The sequence below is a fragment of the Cardiobacteriaceae bacterium TAE3-ERU3 genome (assembly GCA_019218315.1).
Classification (GTDB): domain Bacteria; phylum Pseudomonadota; class Gammaproteobacteria; order Cardiobacteriales; family Cardiobacteriaceae; genus JAHUUI01.
In genome coordinates this window covers 661,178-687,218 of sequence record JAHUUI010000001.1, presented here as the reverse complement: position 1 = coordinate 687,218, position 26,041 = coordinate 661,178, and the positions used below count along the sequence as shown (strand labels likewise).

Sequence of the window (26,041 nt, the reverse complement as noted above, 5' to 3'; positions counted from 1 at the left end):
TCATGGTTAAAGCAATCAAAGGAGCGTGCCTCGGTGCGCTCCTCTTTTTCGTTAATCTTTGTCACGCAGTAACGCTCGATTTCGATGGCCTTTATGGCACTTTCTCGCCGTTGGGCTTGGCTTTTTCCGACACGGTTAAAGAGAACGTCGGCAATACCGTGCGCATTGAGGGCTTTATGGCGCCACCGCTCAAAGCCGAAGCGCAGTTTTTTGTCCTCACCAAAATGCCGATGAGTGTTTGCCCGTTCTGCTCCAGCGATGCAGACTGGCCGGCCGACATCATGGTCGTTTACCTCGACAAACGACAAACCTTCGTCGATTTTAACCAGCGCATCAGTGTCGAAGGCACACTCGACATCGGCTCGTGGACAGACCCCGACACCGGTTTCGTCAGCCAGTTACGCCTACGTGATGCCCGTTTCAAAACCCTTTGATATGAACCTCACCATCAACAACCTGACCGTCACCATCTCCGGCCAGCAAACGCCGATTCTCGATATTCCCGCCCTGCACCTCGCACACGGTGACAGCCTCGCCATCAGTGGCGCATCAGGCAGTGGCAAAACCACCCTGATTAACCATCTTTGCGGCCTCGCACGCGGCACAGCCGGTAGCGTCTTGTGGGGCGATACCGACATCCACGCGCTCAGTGCCAAAGCCTGCGACCTGTGGCGCGGCAAGCACATCGGGCTCATCATGCAGGATTTCCATTTAATCGAAGGACTGTCCGCGCTTGATAACGTATTGCTACCACACGCCATCCGCTGCTTCCCCAAGCCCAGTCCATTAAAACAACGCGCTCATGAATTACTCATCAGCCTTGGCATTGCCCGACCAGAGCAGCGCACCGAAACCCATTCACGCGGTGAAATGCAGCGCATCGCCATTGCCCGCGCCCTGCTCACCACCCCCGATATTCTCATCGCTGACGAACCCACCGCCAGCCTCGATGCCGAAAACGGCACACACATTGCCAACCTGCTACGCGACATTGCCCACGAACACAATGCCACACTCATCTGCGTCAGCCACGACCCAATGATGCGTGACAGCCTTAACCAGCAACTCGTGCTTGAGCACGGCCGCATCCTCAGCACTACCCTTGATAGCGGGGCACAATCATGACCGCACTCCATTTTCTCACCAACAACCTGCGCCGCCACCCGATTGGTAGCCTGTTTATCGTCCTGCTCATTGCCGCCACTACCGCGCTATCGGTTGCAGTCAACCTGCAAGAGCGCGCCTTGCGCGAGGGCAGCGCCCGTGCCGCGGACAAATTCGACCTCGTCATTGGTGCGCCCGGTAGCGAAACCCAGCTCGTTCTCTCGACCGTCTTTTTACAAGCCAGCGCACTCAGCCTGCTCACCCCCGAACAACTTGCCGATATCGACAACAACCCGCTGACCGCATGGTCCTCACCGGTTGGCTTTGGTGACTATTATCAAGGTCACCCGATTGTTGGCGTTAACGAAGCTCTGCTGACCCTCGGCGGCACGCGCAATATGCAACAGGGGCGCGTATTCACCCACCACAACGAAGCCGTTGCCGGTTCACGCAGCGGACTTGCCATCGGCGACACCATCATCCCGATGCACGGCAACATTGGCGACCCCGACGCACACACCCACGACAGCACTGCTTACACCGTGGTCGGCATCTTGCCCGAAGATGGCAGCGTGTGGGATCAATCCATCCTTGTCCCCATTCAAAGCGTATGGCTGGTGCACGATAGCGAAGCACATCACGACCACCAGCATGACCACAGCAAACCCTTGCGCGAACAAAGCCACGCCCACCAGCACAGCGCACCACCCACATGGCACGAGCCAATCGACTACAGCGCACAAGCCGGTGCACCGGCGGTCATCGTCAAGCCAAAAAGCATCGCCGGTGCGTACCAAATGCGCAGCCAATACCGTGGCAACGGCACACAAGCGGTATTCCCCGGCGAAGTGCTGGTGCGACTCTACGGCACGCTCGGTGATGCGAAAAAGCTACTGACCATTATTGCGGTGGTCACGCAAATCCTCGTCGCGCTTGCAGTTGCAGTCATCATCGCCATCTACCTCAACCAACAACAGCGCCACATCGCCGCACTTCGTGCATTTGGCGCACCACGCGGGCGCATATTCTTGCTGGTATGGAGCGGATTACTGGTCATGATTGCCAGCGCCATCGTGCTCGGTGCCGGTATCGGCTATTTCATCGCGCGTGCTGCGTCGAGCGTCATCACCGAGCAAAACGGCTTCGTCCTGCCCGTGCATTTCACCGCCGACGACACCAAGCTACTGCTGATTCTGTTTGCCGTCGCCGCTGTGACCCTGCTCATCCCATCCCTACGCCACTACCGTAGCGCTCCGGCGGATATATTGCATTAGGGGAGTTTAAAGACTTGTTTAAAAAGGTTCTTCTTGCCATTTTTATAATAAAAACATATATTAAACAAATCATACATCTCATGTCATGACTTAATCAATATTTCAACAAGGCCAAAATTATGAAATATACCCATATCACGCTCATACTAACCAGCACCATTGCCTTAGCAGCTTGCGGTGGCGGCAGTAACGGAAGTGACCACACCAACCCACAGCAAAACAACCATCATGACGCCCACAATACGGATAGTCAGGCTCATACCAATAGTGATAATTCTAGTAGTAATAATTCCAGCAATAATAGCAACAGCTCTAAACATATTTATGGCGATGGTCTAAATGACGGTAGAAAAGATGTATATGGTGGCTATATAAGCGGTAAATATCGAGGGGGCTACATTAGGGTAGAAGACAAGGATAAGCCGAATCCAAATACTAGGCGAGAAGTCCTAAGCGCTGTGACCGAAGATAATATTGATACCCTGATCATCGATGGCAAAGCCTTTCATTTAGTCAACAATGGCGAAGAAATGATCATTGGCAACGAGCTTACTCATGCTCGCTACGGCTATCTGCGAGATAAAGCAGAAAAAGTCAATTATATCTTTTATCACGGCGCAATAACCACAGATATGCCTGTTTCTGGTACGGCAAACTACCAAGGCCAGGCCATCCATTTTTCGCCAACCCATAAAGGCTATAAAACAAATGCTTCTTTCCATGTTGATTTTGGCAAGAGGACTGTATCCGGTGTCATCTCGGGACAGGACGATCCCTTAGTAGACATTCACGCTAAGATCCATGGTCACACTTTTACCGGTGAGCAAGATGGCATCGCCACAGATGGCATGTTCTTCGGGTCAAATGGTGCAGAATTAGCAGGCACATATGCATCTTCAAAACAGGAAGGGACTGGCGGCATATTTGGTGCTACAAAACAGTAACTTCCCCACATCCTACCCCCCCGTAACGCTGTTACGGGGTTTTTTATTATCAAAACTAACAAAATGTTACGAATACAAAACAATGGAAGTGCGTAAAATTCCTGCATTACAATCACAATGCGTATTTCATGAACACATTCCGACGAGCCATTTTCAGAAAAAAGTGGCTGTTTATTTTGCTTATTATCGTTATTGCGGCCAGCTGGAAGTATTATCAGTATCGAGCCGAACAAAATGCCCCACCCCCATATCTCACTGCAGCAGTAACCCGTGGTGATATAGAATCATCGGTACTGGCGAGTGGTTCACTGGAAGCAGCAAAGCAGGTTGACGTCGGTGCGCAGGTATCGGGGGAAATCAGTACGCTATCAGTGGCGATTGGCGATGTGGTCAAGGCCGGAGATCTGATCGCAGAAATTGATGCAAGCAGCCAAATCAACAGCAGAAATACCGCGCAGGCGCAGCTGCAAAGTCAGGAAGCCGGGCTACAAAGCGCGCAAGCGGCACTCAATGAAGCACAGCAAGCCTACGACCGTCAGCGTGCTTTATTGCGCCGTGGTGCGGTTGCCAAAGAAGCAGTTGAGAAAGCTAACGCTGCGCTGCAAAGCGCAAAAGCCAGCGTTGAGCAAGCCAAAGCGGCGGTTGAAACCAGCCGTATCGAGCTCAATAACGCGGGGCTAAATCTCGGTCACACCAGCGTTACCGCCCCGATTGATGGCACGGTGATTGCGGTATTGGTCGGGCAGGGGCAGACGGTCAACGCGGTGCAGGATGTGCCAACCTTGGTCAAAATTGCACAAACCGACACCATGGTGGTTAAGCCGGAAATTGCCGAAGCCGACATCAGCAAAGTGCGCGCCGGGATGCCCGCCTATTTCAGCTTGATCGGCAACCCAGCCCGTCGCTTCGACAGCACATTAAAGTCTATTGATCCCGCGCCACTCAGCGTCAGTAATAACAGCAAGAGCAGTGATGGCGCGGTTTACTATTATGGCAAGATGGATGCCGCCAACCCCGATAATCTACTACGCATCGGCATGACTGCGAACGTCACCATCATCACTGCACAAGCACACGATGTCCTACTGGTTCCATTGACCGCAATTACCCCCAATGAACAGGGGCAAGACAGCGTACAAGTGCTGGTTAATGGTGAGCCGCAAAGCCGCCAAGTAACCATCGGTATTGAAGACGGCGTCAATGCACAAGTACTTGATGGCCTCACAGAAGGCGAAGAAGTGATCATCAGCCAAGGCAGTGGTACAACTCCAGACCAATATGGCGGTTTCTAATGGCGCTGATTGAGGTTCGCGGTCTATACCGCCACTTTGGTCAGGAAGATCAACAGACCACCATTTTGCACGGCATCGACCTCGATATTGAAGCAGGCGAAATGGTTGCAATTGTTGGTGCCTCGGGGTCGGGTAAGTCGACGCTGATGAATATCCTCGGCTGCCTCGACCGCCCGTCTGCCGGTGAATACACCCTCGACGGCCACAATACTGCCAATCTGAGTATCGACGAGCGCGCCCGCCTGCGCCGTGAGCATATTGGCTTCATTTTTCAGCGCTATCATTTGATCAGCGACCTCAGCGCCCGTGAAAATGTCGCCCTGCCATCGATTTACGCCGGTGTGCCAAGTGAAGAAGGGCTGCGTCGAGCCGATCAACTGCTTACCCGTCTCGGCCTCGCCGACCGCACCACACACAAACCGGCGCAACTTTCCGGCGGCCAGCAGCAGCGCGTCTCTATCGCGCGTGCTTTAATGAACGGCGGCAAAATCATCTTTGCTGACGAACCCACCGGCGCACTCGATAGCCACAGCGGCCAAGAAGTGATGGCAATTTTGCGCGAACTGCACGCAGCCGGGCATACCATCATCCTCGTCACTCACGACCCCGCAATCGCCGCCAGCGCCGACCGCATCATCGAGCTCAAAGACGGCCGCATCATCAATGACAGCCGCAGTAAACCTGTCGAACCCGTACCCGCGCCGCCTAGCCCTCTCAAGCCATCTCGGCTCAGCTTCGCCCGCTATACTTCAGCATTCCACATGGCTTTACGTGCCATCATCGGGCATAAACTGCGCGCTTTCCTCACCATGCTTGGCATCATTATCGGCATCGCATCCGTGGTCAGCGTCGTTGCCCTTGGCCAAGGTGCACAGCAGCAAGTCCTCGCCGATATTAGCGACCTCGGCAGTAACACCATCGAAATTTACCCCGGCGAACTCGGCGACCGCCGCTCAGCACGTATCCACACCCTAACCGCCGACGACGCCAACATCCTCGCGCAACAAAGCTTTGTCGACAGCGCCACACCCAACGTCTCCAGCAACGCTAACCTGCGCTACGCCAACCTCGACTTAAACGCCAGCATCGAAGGCGTTGGTATGCAGTATTTTCAGGTACAAAACCGTCAGCTCATCCAAGGCCGCCTATTCAATGCCAAAGATATTGACAGCAACGCCGCCGTCGTCATCCTCGACCAAAGCAGTGCCAAGCGCATATTTGCCGACGACGACCCTCTTGGCAAAGTGATCCTGCTCGGGCGTATGGCGGCGAAAGTCATCGGCGTAGTCAGCAACGACAAGCGCCAGTTTAGCGGCAACAACATCAGCGTCTGGGCACCATATACCTCGGTGATGAGCCGCCTACTCGGGCAAAACCACGTCAGCAGCATCAGCGTACGCATTGCTGACGATGTCAAAAGCGGCGTCGCTGAAGACGCCATCACCCGCATCCTCACCCGCCGCCACGGCAGCAAAGATTTCTCGTTATTCAACGCCGACAGCCTACGCCAAGCAATCACCAACGCCACCCAAGTCTTGTCCCTCCTGATTGCCTCAATCGCTCTCATCTCATTGGTCGTCGGCGGCATCGGCGTGATGAACATCATGCTGGTATCCGTCACCGAGCGCACTCAAGAAATCGGCATCCGCATGGCAGTCGGCGCACGCCCAAGCGACATTCAGCGCCAATTTCTAATTGAGGCGATCATGCTATGCCTGTTCGGCGGGCTACTCGGTATCGGGCTTGCCTTTGGGCTTGGTCAGCTCGTTGCACTCAGCGGCAGCAGCTTCCAACTCATTTACTCAACCGCTGCCATCATCACCGCATTCAGCTGTGCCACTGAAATTGGTCTGTTGTTTGGCTACCTGCCCGCGCGTAACGCCGCCCGCCTCGACCCTGTACAAGCCCTATCACGAGAATAACCATGAAGAAAATACTGCCCATTACCCTGCTTATCCTCGGCGGCTGTGCTTCGCTTACCCCGCACGATGCACAACAAGACATCGCGCAAATCACCGTCCCCGATGCATGGCTATTCGCACCGGTTGACGAACGCGCTGCACTCAAGCAAGAATGGTGGCGCGAGTACGGCAGCAATGAACTCAATCAGCTCATCGAGCGCGCACTTGCCCATAACCATAACCTGCGCGACGCCGCGCTCAACTGGCAAAAAGCCCGCCTCGGCGTTAGCCAGAACCAAGCCGACAACGCCGTACAATTCAGCGGCTCGGCAAGTGGCAACATCAGCCGCCCACTCGACGGCGAACACAGCAGCCGCAATTTTGCCAGCAGTTTCAGCGCCAGCTACCAGCTCGACCTGTGGCAAAAACTCGGTCTTGCCGAATCCAATGCCGTGTGGCAAGCAGAAGCGAGCAATGAAGACCTCCTCACCACCCGCCTCAGCCTGATTGGCGACGTTGTACGCGCGTATTTCAACCTTGCATGGCTCAATGATCAGATCCGCCTCAACCAGCAAACCCTCGCCTACCAACAAGACAACCTCAAGCGCATGCGCGACCGCTTTACCCTTGGCGACGTCGCGCAAGTGGATGTAATACGTAGTGAACAGGCGCTCAACCAGCAGAAAATCAACACCGCCAACCTCAACAAAAACCGTCAAGAACAACTGCTGCAACTCGCCACCCTGCTCGGTGAACCGCCACAACTGCTCACCCTCAACCCGCCACCAATTGCCGAACTCAAATTACCCGCTACCAACGCACCGCTACCCGCTAGTTTATTGCGCCAGCGCCCCGACCTGCGCGCCGCACAATACCGCCTGCAACAGCAGCTCAATGACGTCAGCATAGCCGAACGCGCCTTTTACCCCGACATCAACCTCAGCGCCGGACTGTCTGGCGGCGGCATCGACCTCGCACAACTACTCAGCAATCCGGTTAGCAGCCTTGGCGCAACCCTGTCCTTGCCTTTCCTGCAAAGCCACAAACTGACCCTCAACAAACAACAAAGCGAACTCAACTACCAGCAAGCGCTCAACGACTTCGAGCAAAAGCTCTACCGCGCCCTGCAAGACGTCAACAGCGCCCTGCTCGCACGACAAAGCACCACCAGCGAACAGCAGCTACTGCAACAATCCCTGCAACGAACGCGCAAACTCACGCAAATCACTAAAGATCGCTATCAACTCGGCGCTGACAGCCTGCAAACCCTGCTCGACGCCGAACAAAGCCAACGCGATGCCGAACAAGCACTGCTCGCCAACCGCCACGCACAACTCATCGCCAGCGTCGACCTCACTCTTGCCCTCGGCGGCGGTCATGAATAACAAAGTGGCATTTATCCACACAATTTGCTGTAATTGGGGATAACTAAAAACCATTGGGAATTTCCTATGCAATTTACCGGCAGCGAACGATACATTGCCACCGATGCCCTGCGGCAGGCGGTCAATGCCGCCAACGTACTCGGGCGACCACTATTAATTAAAGGCGAACCCGGCACCGGCAAAACCGTGCTTGCCGAAGAAGTCGCCGCTGCGCTCGATATGCCACTACTGAGCTGGCATATCAAAAGCACCACTAAAGCACAGCAAGGGCTCTACGAATACGACGCCGTATCACGCCTGCGCGACTCACAGCTCGGCAGCGACAAAGTTCACGACATCAGCAACTACATCGTACGCGGCAAACTGTGGCAAGCTTTTGCCAGCGATGAGAGGGTCGTGCTGCTGATTGACGAAATCGACAAAGCCGACATCGAATTCCCCAACGACCTGCTGCTCGAGCTCGACCGCATGGCATTCCACTGCTACGAATTGCATCAAGACATCGTCGCCAAGCACCGTCCGCTGGTCATCATCACCTCGAATAACGAAAAAGAATTGCCCGCTGCGTTCCTGCGCCGCTGCTTTTTCCACTACATCGACTTCCCCGACCGCGACACCATGCGCCAAATCGTGCAAGCGCATTATCCTGACGTGCAACAAAAGCTGGTCGAAGAAGCGCTCGCCGTGTTCTATCGCCTGCGCGAGGTTCACGGGCTGAAGAAAAAGCCTTCGACCTCGGAACTGCTCGACTGGCTCAAGCTGCTGATGGCCGACGACCTCGGCATCGACGCCATGCGCCAAAGCGGCAAAGACTTGCCGCCACTGCTCGGCGCATTGCTCAAAAATGAACAGGATTTGGCACTGATCAATCGCAATTTCCATGCTCGTTGATTTTTTCAGTGCCGTCCGCGCCGCAGGCGTACCCGCGACCATCCGCGAACTGCTCGACCTGATTAACGCACTCGACAAGCGCCTCGTCTTCGCCTCGATAAAAGACTTTTACCACTTGTCGCGCCTGGTACTGGTCAAGGACGAACGCCACTACGACAAATTCGACCGCGCCTTTACCGCCTATTTCAAAGGCATTGAATCGCTCGATTTGAGCATCGACGACCTCAACATCCCCGAAGATTGGCTCAACAACGCCCTCAAGCGCAGTTTCAGCGACGAAGAAATGGCGCAAGTACAAGCGCAAGGCGACCTCAACGAACTACTGGAAAAATTCCAGCAACGCCTCAAAGAACAGCAAGAGCGTCACCAAGGCGGCAACAAATGGATTGGCACCGGCGGCACTTCGCCATTCGGTGCATTTGGTTTCAACCCGCAAGGCTTCCGCATCGGGCAAGGCATGTCTCGCCACCGCCGCGCCATCAAAGTCTGGGAAGAACGTCACTTTCAAGACCTCGACGACCAACGCGCCCTTGACGTGCGCCAGTTTCAGGTTGCGCTACAACGCCTGCGCATCTTCGCCCGTCACGGCGCAGAAGACATCCTCGACCTTGATGCAACCATCGCCGCCACCGCCAAAAATGCCGGTTACCTCGACCTAAAAATGACCCGTGAGCGCCACAACGCCGCCAAAGTATTGCTGCTGTTCGACGTTGGCGGCTCGATGGACGACCACGTTGCCTTTTGCGAAAGCCTATTCACTGCTGCACGCAGCGAGTTCAAGCATCTCGCGCACTACTACTTCCACAATTGCCTGTACGAATCGGTGTGGCAGGACAACGCGCGCCGCTGGCAAGAACGCATCCCTACCTCCGACCTGCTGCACCGCTACGGCAGCGACTGGCGCGTGATTATTGTCGGTGATGCGATGATGAGCCCGTTTGAAATCGCCTACGCCGGCGGCAGCGTCGAGCACATGAACGAAGAACCTGGCGCCGTGTGGCTCAAACGCCTCACCGACCACTTCGATCACCTCGTGTGGCTCAACCCCGCCGACCAGCGCTACTGGCCGTACACCCAATCCGTCGCCATGATCCAGCAACTCATCGACGAGCGCATGTATCCGCTCACGGTTGCGGGTATTGATGAAGCAATGCGCGCACTGACCTAAACTCAATGAGGAAAAATGGCTATGAACATCGAAATCTATTTATTCATAGCTTGCTTCATTGCCCATGAACTGGAAGAAGTGATGCTTTTGCCGCCGTGGTTACGGCATCATCGCCACAAGTTGGCAAAAATATTGCCCTCGAAATTACAGCCTGTTCTTAGCATATCTAGAACAGGCTTTGCTGTTATTGCACTTTGGGAAGGCATGATTATTGCCACTGTGAGCCTGCTGCTTCCTGAAAGCGCTTGGTGGTTCGGCATGGTTGCAGCCTATACACTGCATTTGCTGCTCCATTGCGGGCAGTTTTTTATGTTGAAAAAGTACGGGCTACCTGTGCCGAAGCTGATAACCGTACCTTTAGAATTGCCGCTATGTTTTTATATTCTGTCCCAAAGCCTGTCTGTTGCTCCTGTGACATCCCTTATTTTTGCTTCAGTAATTTGGACTGCTTTTGCAGCGGTCAATCTTGCCACTGCACATGCTATCTACAGTTATAGCAGGAAAAGATAGTAGTAAATCCATTCAAATAAAAATGATTTACATTATTTCAAGATTTTGATATATAACCAAAATTTATTCTAAATAGGCGACCATCTTCTGGATTGATGCAAGTGGTTATATTAAAATAATAAGTATAAATTTAGATATAATTCATCAACTATGGGGTGTGCTATGAGTATGTATTTCGTACCATCTATCAATCTTATTGGTCGTGGCTGCCTGCAAGAACTTAAAGATGCGCTTGGCAAGTTAGGCTACAAAAAAGCATTCATCATGACCGACCCATTTTTGGCTAAAAATGGCATGGTCGACAAGGTCAGCGCTATTTTGGATGAATGCGGCATTGAGCATGTCACTTATTCCAAGGTAAAACCCAATCCGACGGTTGAAAATGTCGAGACCGGTTTGGCGCTGTTGCAAAAAGAAAACTGCGATTTTGTCGTCAGCCTTGGCGGCGGTTCAGCGCAAGATTGCGGTAAGGCAATTGCCGTGCTCGCGACCAATGGCGGTAATGTACAGGACTACGAAGGCATTAATAAGACCAGCAAAGAGTGCTTGCCGATTGTGGCGATTGCGACTACTGCGGGTACGTCTGCGGAAGTCACCATCAACTACGTGATTACCGATGAAGAGCGTCAGGTAAAAATGGTGCTGGTCGATAATAATGCAATTGCCAAAATCACCGTCAGCGATCCGGAATTGATGGTATCCAAGCCAGCTGCGCTGACCGCTGCAACAGGGATGGACGCGCTGACCCACGCAATCGAGTCGGTTATTTCCAAATTTTCCTATCCTGTTACCGATGCAACGTCACTCTATTCGATCAAGCTGATTTTTGAAAACCTCGCAACTGCGGTCAAGGACGGTAGCAATATCGAGGCACGTGAAAATATGGTTTATGCCTGCTTCCTTAATGGTATTGCCTTCAGTAATTGCGGCTTGGGTAATGTGCATGCAATGGCTCACCAGCTCGGCGCAATTTACGACTTGCCGCATGGTGTGTGCAACGCGATGCTGCTCGCAGATGTCGAAGAAGAAAATGCCAAAGAAGTACCGCATAAATTCCGCCCGATTGCATCAGTTATTGGCATGCACACCGAAGGCAAGAGCGATCAGGAATGTGTTGATTATGTGATCAAGCGGATTCGCGAATTGGCCAAGGAAGTCGGTATTCCAGAAAAACTTTCCGAGCTGGGCGTAGAAAACCCTGACTACGACAAGATGGCTGAATACGCGATGGTCGACCCTTGTGCAGGTGCTAATCCCAAGTACTTTGACAAAGAACTGATTATCGAACTGTTCAAGAAAATCGCCTGACTTTCCAGCCTGGCTCAGAAGTAAAGGATTGGTGCAATTTTGTACCAATCCTTTTTTATGAGCCACTGGTGCCGCTCTTTATATGCATTAGCCTTAGAAAATATAGCGAGAACCTACATATGTACTCGTAACTGATAAATATAAATCCGCGTTATTAAAAATAATTTTATATAAATTACAGTAAATTCATTAATATTTACTTAGTGAAATACCCCTCTTTAGGATATAATTTTTAACACTAAAAATATCATTTAAAAACAGGAGTATATCATGAGGATGATACGTTATAGCTGCTTAGGCTTAGCTCTATTTGCAAGCGCAACTTTCGCAAACGAACCGGAGCACTACACAGCACAAACCATTGCGGAAATATTGACTGAGCTGAATGGCGACCCGAACCACCCAAAATCAAAAGTCAATCACACTAAAGGATGGTGCGCGACGGGTGAATTTGTTCCCGTACAAGATAGTGAACTGAATGTACCTCTATTTAACCAAGAAAAAATTCCAGTGCAAATCCGTTATTCATTGGGTGGCAATAATTGGAGCGACAAATCAAAAACTCGCGGTATGGCATTGCGCCTACAAGGTAACGATGAGGTTTGGACGCAAGTCATGCTTAGCTCACCAATCAATTTTGCAAAGACGGTAGATGACTTTGGTTTATTCTTCAAAATACGACTACCAAAAGATGGCAAAGTTGACCAAGAGTTGATTCAAAAAGTTACCGAAGAAATCCCGTCATTTCGTGATTTTGCTGAATTCCGCAAGACAGTTGGAGTCACCAAATCCCTGACCAAAACTGCTTTTTACAGTGTGCATACGTTCTGGTTTGAGCTAAAAGACGGTACAAAAGTTGCTGCGCGCTGGTATTGGCAGCCAGAAAAAGGGGTACAAGACCTAAGCGAAGAAGAATTGGCAAATACATCAGACAATTTCTTACTTAAAAATTCATTACAAGACTTAGAAAATGGAGAAGCCAGTTATACGCTCTACCTTACCTTTGCTAACCCTGAGGACAAGACTGATGACACTACGGCACTTTGGCAAGGGGAACATCATGAAATCGAGCTCGGCAAGTTAACCATCACCAGCTATGATGATTTGTCTTGTGATAGCGAGGTTTATTTCCCAGCGCAAATTCCTAAAGGCGTATCTCCACCACAAGATCCATTATTTGACGCCCGTAATACTGCGTACGCTATTAAATTTGGCCAACGTGCCGGTTTACCTGATGAAATGCCGCGTGATTTAGAAAAAGAAGCTCAAGGTGAAATATCACATTAGAATTGTTGAAGTGCTTCTTACTAAATCACAGCTGTAATCAACTTTTCTTTGGAAAAGTAAGCTGATCAGGGTATGCCCGCCATAACATGTACCTATTACACAGGTTTTCTATGCTATGGCGGCATCCTATTAATCTGATGATTAAATTACTTTTATTGCATTGGTAACTCTGGTTGACTCACCAGCTAGTAACCCTAGCTCTGCGACCACCTCTCCAAGTCATTACAGATACTACCCATACCAGTCCTGTATAAATAGTTTCCAACATCCATACAGCATCACGCTATCTGCCCCATTCACTTTCAATAGAATTTGAGACGCCTTAATATCTGTAACCTTAACGAATGGATATATGTCCAATATAATCACAGCATACTATAATATAATTATTTATCTGTTAACATTAAACAAAAACAAATAATAGCTTTATGCGTCGCACAATCAACATCATTTTATCCATCGTGCTGATGATGATCATCGGCCTCGCCATAGTCATTCCCTCTTTCGTTCAAGAAGATTACCCCAAAGCCGTTTTGAGTACGGGTTTATTCATTCGCACTGCGGGCATGCTGGCACATGAGTATCAGCTTAAATGGGCAAAAAAATTGAGCTATTCCGGCTTGGCAATTGTCGCTGTTGGCGCTGTGTATGCCCTATTCGTGTACTTATAATTGCTACGTGATGTCATATATGCTGTTTTTCATGCGCAAGTAGCCATGCCTTGCGTTCGATTTTGCCTGCATAGCCGGTGAGTTTGCCATTACTGCCGATAACGCGATGGCAGGGATAGATAATTGCCATGCGATTCATGCCATTACTATTGGCAACTGCGCGCACGGCTTTATCACGCTTGAGGTACTTGGCCTGCTCAGCATAGCTGATGGTTTCACCGTAAGGGATGGTAAGCAGGGATTGCCATACGCTGATTTGGAAGTCAGTACCGAGCATGTGCGTGGGTATATCGAAGGTTTGCCGTGTGCCGCTAAAGTATTCCTCTAGCTGGGTTTTGCTTTGTCGGGTGATGTGGTTTTCGCCATATTCGATAACGGCGTTGCATTTTTTGAGCAGGTCTTCGAGTTCTTTAGCGATGTTTTTTCGGTCAACAAATTCGAGTAAATACAGCGCATCCTGATCAGCGGCGAGGCACATGCTACCAAGCGGTGACGGCATAAAATCCATGATCAGGGTTTTGCTTGGCTCGCTACATTTGGGTTTGCAGGTTTGCCCAAGATGCTCAATGGTAGCGAGCAGGCTGTCGTAAGCCATTTGGTTATTCATAGGGCTGAGTGGCTGATTGGTGGTCATGATTATGCCCGGCTGGAGTGTGGTAACAGTTTACTGCATTGCAGCTTCAAAGTTGCGCGGTTCAATCTATCAGCGGCGCTAGTTATAATAATATCTACTCATCGATACCTGGAGTACGTTATGTATCACGGTGAACGCTTTAACAGTATTTCTCACCTACTCGGCACGGTATTTGCTATCACAGCAACAGTGCTTTTGATCGTGCGCGCGGCTTATCATGGTGGCGTATATGATGTAGTGGCGGCAAGTGTATACGGGGCAAGCCTGATCATACTTTATGGTGCTTCGACGATTTACCACAGTGTACGCTCACAGCGTGCAAAGCTTATTCTGCAAAAGATAGATCACTGTTCTATTTATTTATTAATCGCGGGTACGTATACGCCTTATGCACTGGTGACGCTACGCGGTGGCTGGGGATGGTCACTATTCGGTATTTCTTGGGGGCTGGCGCTGTTCGGGATCATTCAAGAGTTCATTTTCGGCAAGGGTCAGCGAATTTTGTCGTTGATCATTTATATGCTGATGGGCTGGCTGATTCTTTATGCAATTGTGCCAACGGTGCGGCTATTGCCAACTGGTGGGCTGGTGTGGCTTATTATCGGCGGGCTGTGCTATACGGTCGGGGTGTACTGGTTTATTAATGACGAGAAGATCAAGCACGGCCATGGTATCTGGCATTTATTCGTCCTCGCAGGTAGCGTGGCGCACTTTATCAGTATTTATGGGTGGGTAATTGGCTATCGTGGATAATGGGCGCTATCGCCCCCAAAAAGACAAGGAGTCTTCGTGAGCGCTTTTTATACTGGCGTGATTTGCTTGTGCATCACCGCCGCTTTTGCCTACATCAATAAACGCTTTATTGGCTTGCCGACGACGATCGGGGTAATGTTCATTGCGCTGATGATGTCGATCGTGCTGATCGTACTCAATGCGCTGGGGATCAAGTCGCTGCTGACTTACGAGCGCCAATTGCTCGGCAATATTGATTTTGCGGATGTTCTGATGGACATTATGCTCTCGATGCTGCTGTTTGCCGGTGCGCTGCACGTCAAGGCGACAGATTTACGCGCACACAAATGGCGGGTAGGCATGCTGGCTGTGGTTGGTACGCTGCTCTCAACAGTGATTGTTGCGATGCTGACTTATTATCTGCTCAGTTGGCTGGGGCTAGATGTCGCGCTGATTTGGTGTTTCTTGTTTGGTGCGCTGATTTCACCAACTGATCCGATCGCGGTAATGGGTATTTTAAAGTCAGTCGGTGCACCAAAGTCGGTCGAGACGGTGATTTCCGGTGAGTCTTTATTTAATGATGGCATTGGCGTAGTCGTCTTCGCTGCATTGCTTGAAGTACTGCATATGGGCAAGCTGCCCACTATGCTGGATGTCCTTGAACTATTTGCTGTTGAAGCTGGTGGCGGGATGGTCTTCGGCTTCGTGCTTGGATGGTGTGGCTATCGCTTATTAAAAAGCATCGACAGCTACCAGGAAGAAGTGCTGATTACGCTAGCATTAGTACTCGGCGGTTACTCACTTGCCACGTACTTGCATCTATCCGGCCCACTGGCAATGGTGATGACTGGTTTGCTGCTCGGCAACAAAGGTCGCGCGCATGCAATGAGTGGTCAGACACAAAAATATGTCGATTCATTTTGGGAACTGATCGATGAAATTCTTAACGCCCTGCTGTTTGTCTTGCTCGGGCTCGAGATTGTCACCCTAACCATATCTGGCAATGTGTGGTGGGCTGCACTTGGTGCTATTGCAATTGCATTACTCGCGCGACTCATTGCCGTAAAATCAGTGATGGGAATATTGCGCCAAGACGTCTCACTGCCTAAAGACACATGGCAAGTGTTGGTTTGGGGCGGCTTACGTGGCGGTATTTCCGTTGCCTTGGTGTTATCGTTACCGGATGGATCTGAGCGTAATATTTTATTGACCATGACTTATGCCATCGTACTATTTTCAATTATTGTGCAGGGTATGACGGTCGGTAAACTTGCCAAGAACCTCACTCACCCGGATTTACCCAATTTATAAAATGTCACAACCACTGATCAGCAAAATCAGCGCCATTTTTCGGCGAACAATTTTCCCTCGGTGGAAAAAAGCATCGCGCAATGCAGCAATGGCTGCTGTTGCCGGTACTTTGGCTTGGCTAATTTCTTATTATCTTTTGGGCCATCCACGGCCGATGTTTGCTGCGATCACCGCTATCATCTGCCTCGCACCAGGTCTGCCCAACCACGGCCTGCAAGGCGTCAGTGTCGTACTTGGCGTCACAACTGGCATTCTGGTCGGTGAAGTGATGCAGCATCTCCCCTTTGATGCGATTGAATGGAAAATCCTTTGCGGTGTACCGATAGCGATGATTTTAGGTGCTTCATTCGGGCTACCGCCAGTGGTGATGATTCAGTCCGGCGTTTCAACCGTGCTAATTCTGGCTTTTGGCACAGAAACCGCGGGCTTTACACGCCTGATTGACGTCATCATTGGTAGCGCTACCGGGCTGCTGTTCAGTCAGGTATTGCTCACGCCCGACCCAATGGCACGCCTGCATCGCGATTTACAGGATTTATTGCGCCTACTCAGCAGCAATGTAGCTCGCAGCGCAGCTGCGCTCACAGAAGGCAACAGTAAAATTGCCCGCGAAGCAACTGGCAATATCTTTGCCGCACACGAGCAGCTGACCAAGCTCGATGCTGCAATCGTCAATGCACGCAATACGGCGCGCTGGTCACTGCGTGGGCGCATCAAAGCAACTACGATTTACAATCTTGCGACGGTATATGACCGCCGGATTGTGCGGCTATACGCCAGCGTCCTGCTACTTTCAGAAGCAATTGGCGCAGGCCTGCGCCGCAATCAACGCGGCGAAGCCGATCTGCCGCCAGAAGGGCTGATTAATGCCATTGAGCAACTCAGCCACACTATTTATCACTTTGCTGATGGTAAATCTCCAACTTCGGCACTGCCGTTACATATTGGGAAAATTGATGCCAACAAAGATGGCAACATTGTTTGGCGGCGCTGTATTGCGCGTATTGAAGACGTTTATATCGTCCTTGAGCGTATTGACGAACTACGTCGTGATGGTGCAAAGCAAGCTATTGCAGCTGAGCAAGATCAAGAAAAAGACGAGATTTAACCCGTCTTGTACACAAAAAACCGCCTATAGCAAGGCGGCTTCCAAACAGCACAATATAGCTGACAATCAACGCTGGCGTGCTTTCAGGCGTGGGTTACTCTTGCAAATAACAAAAATTTTCCCACGACGACGTACAACCTGACAATCACGGCTACGAGTCTTGGCGGACTTGAGAGAAGAAACAACTTTCATAAGACACCTCTTGAGTAAAAGAGTTATGTTATAACATTTATATTTATCATGACAAGCCTGTCCCCTTAATTCTCATTCCATTACTGACCCTTGTCTTATTCCGCCATAAACATTATCTTTATACGTTACTATTTGCGCCTTCGCGCTGTTCAAAGTAATATTAACAATCCTCAAAAATCATCAGGAGACACCATGCACTCAGGCGAGCCACTTTTGCGCGTTAAGGATTTAAGCGTTATTTATCCGTCGCGACACGGGGACTTTACTGCGGTGAATAGTGTTTCCTTTGATCTTTACCCCGGTGAGATCCTCGGTATTGTTGGTGAATCCGGTGCGGGCAAATCAACTATTGGTAATGCAATTGCTGATCTACTCACCCCTCCAGGCTACGTTGGCAGCGGTGAGGTTTATCTCGATGGGCAAAATTTGCGCCAGCTCAACCGCGAACAAATGCGCCATCTGCGCGGTAAAGATATCGGCTTTATCTTTCAGGATCCGATGACCTCACTCAATCCGCTTCTGACCATTGGTGAGCAGCTGATGGAGCCAATGTTTGCGTATCTTAAAGTCAGCCGTAGCGAAGCGAGAAAGCGCGCGATAGAGCTGCTTAATGCGGTCGGGATTCCACAGCCGGAAAACCGCCTCAAGCAGTACCCGCACCAGTTTTCCGGCGGCATGCGCCAGCGTGTCGTTATTGCGATAGCCCTTTCGACTGAACCCAAGTTCATCATTGCCGATGAGCCGACCACGGCACTAGACGTCTCAATTCAGGACCAGATTCTGCAACTGCTGCGCAAATTGTGCCGTGAGAATAACGTCGGTTGTATGCTCGTCACTCACGATATGGGTGTTGTTGCCTCGGTTACAGACCGCGTCATGGTTACTTATCGCGGCAACCTGATGGAAATTGGCGAGACAGAGCAAGTACTGCGCAATCCGCAAAATGAATACACCAAGAGCCTGATTTCAGCGGTACCACCATCTGACGTTAAGCTCGATCGCTTCCCATTGGTCACCTATATTGAAGATGCCAATGCGCACATACCACTCGACCTTAAAACCCACTGGCTAGGGCGCAAAGAAGCTATCCCGGAATACGATGGCCCCATCCTGCGCGTCGAAGACATTTCCCTGCGCTTTATCACCCGCCATTCAATATTCAAGAGCCAGCGTGAATACGTTCAGGCGATTGATCACGTCAGCTTCCATATCCACGCGGGCGAGACGTTTGGGCTGGTCGGTGAATCCGGCTCAGGTAAATCGACCACAGCACGCGCAATCACCGGCCTGCATCCGCCACAAAGCGGCAAAATTTTCTTTGAAGGGCAAGATCTCACCGCAATGACGTCTGATAAAGTGCGCCTCCCGTTGCGCCGCCAGATGCAGATGGTCTTCCAAAATCCGTACTCATCAGTCAATCCGCGTATGCGCGTCAAGGACATCATTGCCGAACCAATTCGCTTCCACAAGCTCGCTGATTCAGCGCAGCAAGAACGTGAAATCGTGCGCGATTTGATTGAGCACGTCGGCCTTGCAAGCAACGCTGCGGATAAATTTCCACATGAATTTTCCGGCGGTCAGCGCCAGCGTATTTCCATTGCCCGTGCATTAGCTACCCGCCCACGCTTATTGATCTGTGATGAGCCAACTTCTGCGCTCGACGTCTCGGTTCAAGCACAAATACTCAACTTGCTCAAGGATCTGCAGGCTGAGCTAAACCTGACCATGCTGTTTATCAGCCACGATTTACCGGTTATTCGCCAAATGTGCGACCGCATCGGCGTAATGAAGCTCGGCAAGCTGGTCGAGGTCAACGATACAGACAAGCTGTTTGAACACGCGGACAATGCTTATACCCGCGAACTGATTGATCTGATGCCGCGTTTTGACCGTGGCATCCAACGTCAGGCACTAAGCTGATACAAACCTAATTTTTAACCCAAGGAGCCAACACTATGTTGAAAAAGACCCTGCTAACCCTTTCCATTGCTGCTGCAATGGCAACCGCCAATGCTGCAGAAATCACCGCAGCATTTGATGCAGACCCTGTCTCACTTGACCCGCAAGAGCAACTTTCAAGCGGCACACTGCAAATGGCAAACTGGGTATTTGACCCACTGGTACGCTTTGACAACAATCTGGAAATCCAGCCTGTTCTCGCCGAAAGCTGGGAAGAAGTTTCTCCAACTGTGACCCGCTTCCACCTGCGCAAAGGCGTCAAGTTCCACAGCGGCAACGAAATGACTGCTGACGACGTTGTCTTCACCTTCAACCGCATGCTCTCTTCTGGCGACTTCAAAGGCTTGTTTACCGCCTACGAAGGCATCACCAAGGTTGACGACTACACTGTTGAGTTCACCACCAAAGAACCATACCCACTGGTTGTACCAAATATGTCGTACCTGTTCGTTATGGACGAAGACTTCTACACCGGCACTGACGACAAAGGCAACGACAAAGCCAAAATCGAAAAGAGCACTGGCACATTTGCTTCTGCAAATGCATCAGGTACTGGCCCATTCATGGTTGAAAGCCGTCAGCAAGGCGTGAAGAGCGTCTATAAGAAATTTGCTGATTACTGGGGTGAAACCGGTAACGTCGATAAGTTCACGCTTGTTCCAATCAAAGAAAATGCTACCCGCGTATCAGCGCTGCTTTCTGGCGATGTTGACTGGATCTACCCTGTACCACCAACTGACCTTGAGCGCATCAAGGACGCTAAAGGCTATGAGCTTTACAGCATCCCAAGTGACCGCATCATCACGTTCCAGATGAACCAAAATGTTGTTGAGCCATTTAAAGACAAGCGCGTGCGTCAAGCAGTTGTTTACGCGATCAATAACGACGGTATCGTTCAGAAAATTCTGCGCGGCTTTGCGACCACTGCTGGTCAAAACTCACCAGAAGGCTACAGCGGCCACAATGCCGATCTTGAGCCACGCTATGACCTTGAAAAAGCTAAAGAGCTGATGAAAGAAGCAGGCTATGAAGACGGCTTCACCATCACCATGATCGCACCAAACAACCGCTACGTGAACGATGAAAAAATCGCACAAGCCGTTGCCGCGATGCTCAAAAAGATCAACATCACCGTCAACCTGACTACTATGCCAAAAGCGCAATACTGGGATGAGTTCGACAAGTGTGCGGCGGGCATGCCGATGATCGGCTGGAGTTCTGATACTGGCGACAGCGCCAACTTTAGCGAATACCTGACCATGACCCGCAATGCAGACACCGGCGTTGGTCAGTACAACTGTAACGGCAACACGCAGCCGAAGCTCGATGAGCTGATTAACCAAGCCAATGCATTGCCAGATGGTGAAGAGCGCAACAAACTGCTGCAAGAAGCCAGCAAGATCGAATATGATGAAGCGATCTTCGTGCCACTGCACTGGCAGAACCTCAACTGGGGCTACAGTGACAAAATCACCAACTTCCCGGAATCTGTCAACTTGAAGAACTTCCCGCTCTTCCAGAATATTGTTGTTGAGGAAAAATAACACAACATATGTAAGCAGTACTGGTGTATAACGCAGTACTGCCATTGCAGCCCGTGGCACTTTTGCTGCTACGGCTCTAAAAGCTGCAAAAGCCCGCCCGGCAATTGCCGGGCGCCTTAACGCCTCAAACCACAAATACCATGCTGACATTTCTGATCAAACGTATTTTTCAACTCATCATCGTGATGCTGGTTATCTCTTTCATCGCCTTTGCGGTGCAAAGTAAACTCGGTGACCCAGTCGCACAAATGACCGCAATGAGTGCCTCAGCTGCGGAAAAGGCCGCCCTGCGTGAACATCTTGGGCTTAATGAGCCGTTTCTCGTCCAATACGGGCACTACCTGAATAATGCCTTACATGGCGATTTCGGCACCAGCTACTTTTTCAAGCGCCCAACCATCGACATTATTCTGGAAAAGCTGCCAGCAACCGTTGAGCTGGTAATCGCCTCTGCGCTGATCGTCTTTGGTTTATCAATACCACTCGGTATTTACACCGCCATTCACCCACGCAACTGGCTGACTAAAATTATTATGGGCGTGAGCACCATCGGTATATCCATACCCGTATTCCTCACGGCTATCCTACTGCTTTACGTCTTTTCACAAACCCTGCATTGGCTCCCCTCTTATGGGCGTGGTGAAATCGTCACGTTTAAATACTGGAGTACTGGCCTGCTAACGTGGGACGGCTTCCTGCACCTTATCTTGCCCGCTGTAGCATTGTCTTCAATCATGCTGCCACTGTTTATCCGCCTGATCCGCGCAGAAATGATGGAATCACTCGGGCAGGAATACATCCGCTTTGCACGTGCTAAAGGGCTGAGCAAGCGCGAAATCCGCTACAAGCACGCTCTGCGTAATACCATGTTGCCGGTGATTACCGTCGGCGGTGTGCAGGTCGGTATGATGCTTGCCTATACCATCCTCACCGAAACTGTATTCCAGTGGCCTGGCATGGGACTCATGTTCCTCGAAGCAGTCAACCGCGCAGATATTCCGCTCCTGACCACTTATATCGTCTTCGTCGGATTTATCTTCGTCGTCACCAATACTATTGTCGATCTGATTTATGGTCTGATTGACCCACGCGTCAACCTCTCTGGAGGCAAAAAATCATGAGTACCCCAGTAGAAATGGGCAACCCCAGCCGTTTCCAGCGCTTTCGCAGCTCGGACTTCTGGTATTACTTTAAGCGCGACAAAGTTGTTGTGCTCTCATTTTTAACCCTATGTATCTTTATTATGGCTGCTGTCTTCGCAGGATGGCTAGCCCCCAACAACCCTTATGATCTCTCATCTATAGACCTCATGGACAGCGAGCTGCCTCCAGTGTGGATGAGTGGTGGTGAAGAGCGTTTCTTACTCGGTACAGATGAGCAAGGTCGCGGTATTCTCTCGACCATCCTCTACGGCCTGCGTACCTCACTTGCGATTGGTATTTTTGCTGTAGGCTTGCAGATGATCATCGGGGTTATTGTTGGCTTGTATGCAGCATATTACGGTGGTTGGCTGGATAACTTCCTGATGCGTATCGCCGATGTTCAGCTGTCTTTTTCAACCCTGATGGTCGCAATCATCATCTCAGCCATTTTCAAAACCGCCTTTGGTGCCGAATTTTTTGCCGCCCATGCGGTGCTGATCCTGGTCATCATCATCGGCGTTGCAGAGTGGCCGCAGTACGCACGCACCATCCGTTCAAGTGCCTTGTCAGAAAAGTCCAAGGAATACGTCGAAGCTGCGCGGGTGATGGGCTTTAATCCTCTGCGCATCATGTTCCGTCATATCTTGCCGAACTGCTTGTCGCCAATTCTCGTCATCTCGACCGTACAGATTGCCAACGCAATCATGAGTGAAGCTGCGCTGTCATTCCTCGGCCTTGGTATGCCACCAGACAAGCCCTCACTCGGTTCACTGATTTCCAACGGCTTTGAATACCTCAGCTCCGGATCATGGTGGATCACCCTGTTCCCAGGTTTGGTACTGGTTATTCTGACGCTGGTCGTCAACCTGCTTGGAGACTGGCTACGCGACGTATTCAATCCCAAGTTGGATAAGGAATAAACAGTGCTCAACTGCTCAAAGCACATCAGCTTATAACGTCATGGCAACTCGAGCACTTTGCCTTTCTATGCTTTTGGCCGCAGGTACTGCACTTGCGGCTGATCCACAAAAAAGCAATGCATGGAGTAAGATCCTTTCACCAATTGGCAATACACCGCAAGCTATTGGTGGCTACGCAAATGGTTGTCAGCTTGGGGCACAAGTATTGCCAGAGCGCGGATATGGCTACGTCAGTATCCGCCGCCATCGCAACCGTTACTACACCCAGCCGATTACTCTTGGTGCAATTAATCATATCGCCAACTACATGGGCAGTATTTACAATGCGCAGATTCTCATCGGCGATATGAGCCAGCCTGTGGGGGGTAAGATGCCTTTTGGTCACACCAGCCACCAGAATGGATTGGACGTAGACTTTTGGTTCTATACCGTATCCGAAGGCACTATGCCACCTGCTGATATTGAGCCGCCAACAATGGTTGATAAAGCACGTGATACGTTAGTCCCCGGTCGTTGGCAGGAGGCTTATACGGCAGCCGTCATGGCTGCTGCGGAACACCCAGACACCACGCGAATCTTCGTCAACCCAGTAATCAAAAAGCACCTGTGCGAGCAGCATTACACAATTGATGCAACCGAGCGATTGCGCAAGATCCGCCCATGGTGGGGGCACGACGCGCATTTCCATGTGCGTATGCGCTGTCCTGAAGGTAGCCCGGAATGTGAACCACAAGCACCGCCTCCTCCGGGAGATGGATGTAATGCCGACCTCGATAACTGGATCGCAGATCAAAGCGATGCAATTCTGCATCCAAAGCCACCCAAGCCAAGCAAGCCTAAGCTGCCAAAACCACTGCACCCACAGTGCGTGGCACTGATCGGATCTTAGCTCGCTTGTGCGATGACCACGATACGCTGGCGTTGAGCGATCATGTTATACGCCAGCTCAGCAGTCGCTGAGACCTCACAACCCAACGCATCTGCGGCGTCCTGCGCCACAGTTTGGGTGAAAAACTCCATATCACGCACAATTGGATGACCAATATAGGCATTGATATATTTATCGAGGCTGAATAACTCTAAAAGCTGCGCACCTGCATCGTATTGCAAAGTCAGCGTACTGCCTTGCTTGGGGTTTTTGGATGCTGGACACAATTCAGGCAGCAGAAGAACGTGCTCGATACTCATGCGCATCTGTGGCTTTGTATTCTCAATTGTTTTGAGTCGGGGAATAGTAGGCGCCTCCATTATATGTTCACCACTCGAGATGAACGCAAACGCAACATAAACAACAAAGAAATCGAGTATTTAACGGCGATATCAGCAAAAATAATCTGTGCAATTTCAGCGCCGGACAAATCACCATAAAATGCCAGCAAAGTGAATAACACGCTATCGAGTGGCACGCTGACGGCATTACTAGCCACAACGCGTAACGCCCAGCTACGGTGCAGTAGACGATGATATACCGCCGTATCAGCCAGCTCACCAAACAAAATAGCGATAAACGACGCACAAATAAAGCGAATTGGCGTATCAAGAACACCGGCTGTGACGGTATTGATGATCACAGCCAACGTAATGGCAATGAAGACGCTGCATACACCACCTACCCTATGAATACGGTCACGCAAGGTGAAAATGGCCGCAAAAAAGATAGTACCGATACTCAGAAGCCCATAGCCCGGCAATGGTATAAAATCATCAAGCGTAAGGTTAGCGAGTAAAATCGCACCAACATATAAGGCAATCAGGCATGGCAGCTGCCACCCCGATGGGGAGAGAGTTTTGTTCATTGTGTTCCTCACCTTGCGACGAAACAGGCCGCAGGTTTATTTGTTAATGGGGTTGGCAGAAAATAGTCCGCGCCCCAATGCCATTCGTAAATCGTGTTAGATACTAGCCGTTGTTCGCGGTAAAGTCCACAAACAATACCTTTTAACTACCTCTCTCAAGGCTGACTACAATCGCTGCCGTGTATTCCTTCCAGGTGATTGGTATCACAAAGCTACGCGCTGTCTTTGGTAAGTAAATCTGATCAGGAGTACCTTTCACAACTACTGGAACAGATATCATAAAGTCAGCACCGTATTCAGTACGTGCATTACCTGAGATTGTATTTGCTATTTCCCCAATTAAATCTAAGATATTCTCTTCTGATTCATCAGGCTCTTGAAGTGAAAGTAGCAAGTGTCTGAGCAAGATCCGCGGAGCAGTGAAATAAACAGAACCACGGTATGGCCCTGAAATTCCAATAATACCTGTATAAGCTTGTAACGCAGGTGTGTTATTTTTCACCAAATATGGTGTACCAACCTTGACATTGACTTTGTTCACTTCATAAAAATAGCGATTTACACTATTAATAAATACTTGAAAGCGCTTTTCTTCTAACATAACTAATTTACCAACTCTTGTAGTGCATCAAGAAGTTCTTCTTCTGTAAATGGCTTACATAAAAACCCACTCGCACCCAAACTAAGCGCACGAATACCTGTTGTTTTATCTGACAATGCAGAAATGACCAGAATTAAGATCTTCGGATTATCTGCAACCAGAGCCTTGATACATTCTAATCCGCCCATCTCTGGCATAGTTAAATCCATCGTCACAACGTCAGGCCGATGCACTTTTGCAAATTTAATTGCTTCAAGCCCATTACGTGCTTTTGCGACAATCTCAAACTGCTTATCTTTTTGCATCCTAGCAATTTGATTGCGAATGATATTAGAGTCATCAACGACCATCAATTTATACATCACTT

At 50.4% G+C, this 26,041-nt stretch carries 27 protein-coding genes; 21 read left to right on the top strand and 6 right to left on the bottom strand.

Annotation, left to right across the window (positions count from 1 at the left end; all coding sequences use genetic code 11):
* The first annotated feature begins 2 nt into the window (after window positions 1–2).
* The 13 genes from KRX19_03120 to KRX19_03060 all read left to right on the top strand — a co-directional run bounded on the left by KRX19_03120 (window position 3) and on the right by KRX19_03060 (window position 13,735).
* Window positions 3–434 carry a hypothetical protein gene (locus tag KRX19_03120; protein ID MBV7434007.1) on the top strand — a complete coding sequence of 144 codons (432 nt, stop codon included), beginning with the start codon at window positions 3–5 and terminating at the stop codon, window positions 432–434.
* Window positions 412–1,125 carry an ATP-binding cassette domain-containing protein gene (locus KRX19_03115; GenBank protein ID MBV7434006.1) on the top strand — a complete coding sequence of 238 codons (714 nt, stop codon included), beginning with the start codon at window positions 412–414 and terminating at the stop codon, window positions 1,123–1,125. The genes KRX19_03120 and KRX19_03115 overlap by 23 nt, the downstream gene beginning before the upstream one ends.
* The gene (locus KRX19_03110) at window positions 1,122–2,378 is read left to right on the top strand and encodes an FtsX-like permease family protein (protein MBV7434005.1); all 1,257 of its coding nucleotides are present in this window, start codon (window positions 1,122–1,124) and stop codon (window positions 2,376–2,378) included. The genes KRX19_03115 and KRX19_03110 overlap by 4 nt, the downstream gene beginning before the upstream one ends.
* Before the next feature lie 119 nt (window positions 2,379–2,497).
* On the top strand, window positions 2,498–3,322 hold the full coding sequence (locus tag KRX19_03105) for a transferrin-binding protein-like solute binding protein (protein ID MBV7434004.1): 825 nt from the start codon (window positions 2,498–2,500) through the stop codon (window positions 3,320–3,322).
* A gap of 128 nt (window positions 3,323–3,450) precedes the next feature.
* The gene (locus tag KRX19_03100) at window positions 3,451–4,614 is read left to right on the top strand and encodes an efflux RND transporter periplasmic adaptor subunit (GenBank protein MBV7434003.1); all 1,164 of its coding nucleotides are present in this window, start codon (window positions 3,451–3,453) and stop codon (window positions 4,612–4,614) included.
* On the top strand, window positions 4,614–6,536 hold the full coding sequence (locus KRX19_03095; GenBank protein MBV7434002.1) for a MacB family efflux pump subunit: 1,923 nt from the start codon (window positions 4,614–4,616) through the stop codon (window positions 6,534–6,536). The genes KRX19_03100 and KRX19_03095 overlap by 1 nt, the downstream gene beginning before the upstream one ends.
* 2 nt (window positions 6,537–6,538) lie before the next feature.
* On the top strand, window positions 6,539–7,900 hold the full coding sequence (locus tag KRX19_03090) for a TolC family protein (GenBank protein ID MBV7434001.1): 1,362 nt from the start codon (window positions 6,539–6,541) through the stop codon (window positions 7,898–7,900).
* 66 nt (window positions 7,901–7,966) lie between these two features.
* Window positions 7,967–8,791 (top strand): MoxR family ATPase, encoded by an 825-nt coding sequence (locus tag KRX19_03085; protein MBV7434000.1) that lies wholly within the window; start codon window positions 7,967–7,969, stop codon window positions 8,789–8,791.
* Window positions 8,781–9,959 carry a VWA domain-containing protein gene (locus KRX19_03080; protein ID MBV7433999.1) on the top strand — a complete coding sequence of 393 codons (1,179 nt, stop codon included), beginning with the start codon at window positions 8,781–8,783 and terminating at the stop codon, window positions 9,957–9,959. The genes KRX19_03085 and KRX19_03080 overlap by 11 nt, the downstream gene beginning before the upstream one ends.
* A gap of 21 nt (window positions 9,960–9,980) precedes the next feature.
* Complete coding sequence (locus KRX19_03075; GenBank protein MBV7433998.1) at window positions 9,981–10,469, top strand: HXXEE domain-containing protein; 489 nt, start codon at window positions 9,981–9,983, stop codon at window positions 10,467–10,469.
* Between the two features lie 162 nt (window positions 10,470–10,631).
* Complete coding sequence (locus tag KRX19_03070; GenBank protein ID MBV7433997.1) at window positions 10,632–11,777, top strand: iron-containing alcohol dehydrogenase; 1,146 nt, start codon at window positions 10,632–10,634, stop codon at window positions 11,775–11,777.
* Between the two features lie 270 nt (window positions 11,778–12,047).
* Window positions 12,048–13,064: a catalase gene (locus tag KRX19_03065; protein ID MBV7433996.1), complete on the top strand. Its 1,017-nt coding sequence runs from the start codon at window positions 12,048–12,050 to the stop codon at window positions 13,062–13,064.
* 428 nt (window positions 13,065–13,492) lie between these two features.
* Window positions 13,493–13,735, top strand: a complete 243-nt coding sequence (locus tag KRX19_03060; protein MBV7433995.1) for a hypothetical protein — start codon at window positions 13,493–13,495, stop codon at window positions 13,733–13,735.
* 13 nt (window positions 13,736–13,748) lie between these two features.
* On the opposite strand, the gene KRX19_03055 is transcribed toward KRX19_03060, so the two are convergent.
* Complete coding sequence (locus KRX19_03055; GenBank protein MBV7433994.1) at window positions 13,749–14,369, bottom strand: methylated-DNA--[protein]-cysteine S-methyltransferase; 621 nt, start codon at window positions 14,367–14,369, stop codon at window positions 13,749–13,751.
* 120 nt (window positions 14,370–14,489) lie between these two features.
* Here KRX19_03055 and KRX19_03050 point away from each other — a divergent pair, with 120 nt between their 5' ends.
* Genes KRX19_03050 through KRX19_03040 form a run of 3 tightly spaced genes read left to right on the top strand, consistent with a single transcriptional unit; the run spans window position 14,490 to window position 17,520 of the window.
* The gene (locus tag KRX19_03050; protein ID MBV7433993.1) at window positions 14,490–15,122 is read left to right on the top strand and encodes a hemolysin III family protein; all 633 of its coding nucleotides are present in this window, start codon (window positions 14,490–14,492) and stop codon (window positions 15,120–15,122) included.
* 36 nt (window positions 15,123–15,158) lie between these two features.
* The gene (locus tag KRX19_03045) at window positions 15,159–16,412 is read left to right on the top strand and encodes a sodium:proton antiporter (protein ID MBV7433992.1); all 1,254 of its coding nucleotides are present in this window, start codon (window positions 15,159–15,161) and stop codon (window positions 16,410–16,412) included.
* 1 nt (window position 16,413) lies between these two features.
* A complete protein-coding gene (locus KRX19_03040) occupies window positions 16,414–17,520 on the top strand; it encodes an FUSC family protein (protein ID MBV7433991.1) in 1,107 nt (368 codons plus the stop codon).
* A gap of 66 nt (window positions 17,521–17,586) precedes the next feature.
* Here the strand turns inward: KRX19_03040 and ykgO are convergent, their stop codons facing one another.
* Complete coding sequence (gene ykgO, locus KRX19_03035; GenBank protein ID MBV7433990.1) at window positions 17,587–17,712, bottom strand: type B 50S ribosomal protein L36; 126 nt, start codon at window positions 17,710–17,712, stop codon at window positions 17,587–17,589.
* Between the two features lie 192 nt (window positions 17,713–17,904).
* On the opposite strand from ykgO, the gene KRX19_03030 reads away from it, so the two are divergent.
* From KRX19_03030 to KRX19_03010, 5 genes are all read left to right on the top strand, one after another.
* Complete coding sequence (locus KRX19_03030; protein MBV7433989.1) at window positions 17,905–19,632, top strand: ABC transporter ATP-binding protein; 1,728 nt, start codon at window positions 17,905–17,907, stop codon at window positions 19,630–19,632.
* A 35-nt stretch (window positions 19,633–19,667) separates the two neighbouring features.
* The gene (locus KRX19_03025; protein MBV7433988.1) at window positions 19,668–21,215 is read left to right on the top strand and encodes an ABC transporter substrate-binding protein; all 1,548 of its coding nucleotides are present in this window, start codon (window positions 19,668–19,670) and stop codon (window positions 21,213–21,215) included.
* Window positions 21,216–21,355: 140 nt separating this feature from the next.
* Window positions 21,356–22,336, top strand: a complete 981-nt coding sequence (locus KRX19_03020; protein ID MBV7433987.1) for an ABC transporter permease — start codon at window positions 21,356–21,358, stop codon at window positions 22,334–22,336.
* Complete coding sequence (locus KRX19_03015) at window positions 22,333–23,277, top strand: ABC transporter permease (GenBank protein ID MBV7433986.1); 945 nt, start codon at window positions 22,333–22,335, stop codon at window positions 23,275–23,277. Before KRX19_03020 ends, KRX19_03015 begins: the two co-directional genes overlap by 4 nt.
* A gap of 40 nt (window positions 23,278–23,317) precedes the next feature.
* On the top strand, window positions 23,318–24,166 hold the full coding sequence (locus KRX19_03010; GenBank protein ID MBV7433985.1) for a penicillin-insensitive murein endopeptidase: 849 nt from the start codon (window positions 23,318–23,320) through the stop codon (window positions 24,164–24,166).
* Here KRX19_03010 and KRX19_03005 read toward each other — a convergent pair.
* The 4 genes from KRX19_03005 to KRX19_02990 all read right to left on the bottom strand — a co-directional run bounded on the left by KRX19_03005 (window position 24,163) and on the right by KRX19_02990 (window position 26,036).
* On the bottom strand, window positions 24,163–24,465 hold the full coding sequence (locus KRX19_03005; GenBank protein MBV7433984.1) for a hypothetical protein: 303 nt from the start codon (window positions 24,463–24,465) through the stop codon (window positions 24,163–24,165). The genes KRX19_03010 and KRX19_03005 overlap by 4 nt on opposite strands.
* A 59-nt stretch (window positions 24,466–24,524) precedes the next feature.
* Window positions 24,525–25,073 carry a VUT family protein gene (locus KRX19_03000; protein ID MBV7433983.1) on the bottom strand — a complete coding sequence of 183 codons (549 nt, stop codon included), beginning with the start codon at window positions 25,071–25,073 and terminating at the stop codon, window positions 24,525–24,527.
* Window positions 25,074–25,215: 142 nt separating this feature from the next.
* The gene (locus KRX19_02995; GenBank protein MBV7433982.1) at window positions 25,216–25,674 is read right to left on the bottom strand and encodes a chemotaxis protein CheX; all 459 of its coding nucleotides are present in this window, start codon (window positions 25,672–25,674) and stop codon (window positions 25,216–25,218) included.
* A gap of 2 nt (window positions 25,675–25,676) precedes the next feature.
* Window positions 25,677–26,036 carry a response regulator gene (locus tag KRX19_02990; GenBank protein ID MBV7433981.1) on the bottom strand — a complete coding sequence of 120 codons (360 nt, stop codon included), beginning with the start codon at window positions 26,034–26,036 and terminating at the stop codon, window positions 25,677–25,679.
* Between the last annotated feature and the right edge of the window lie 5 nt (window positions 26,037–26,041).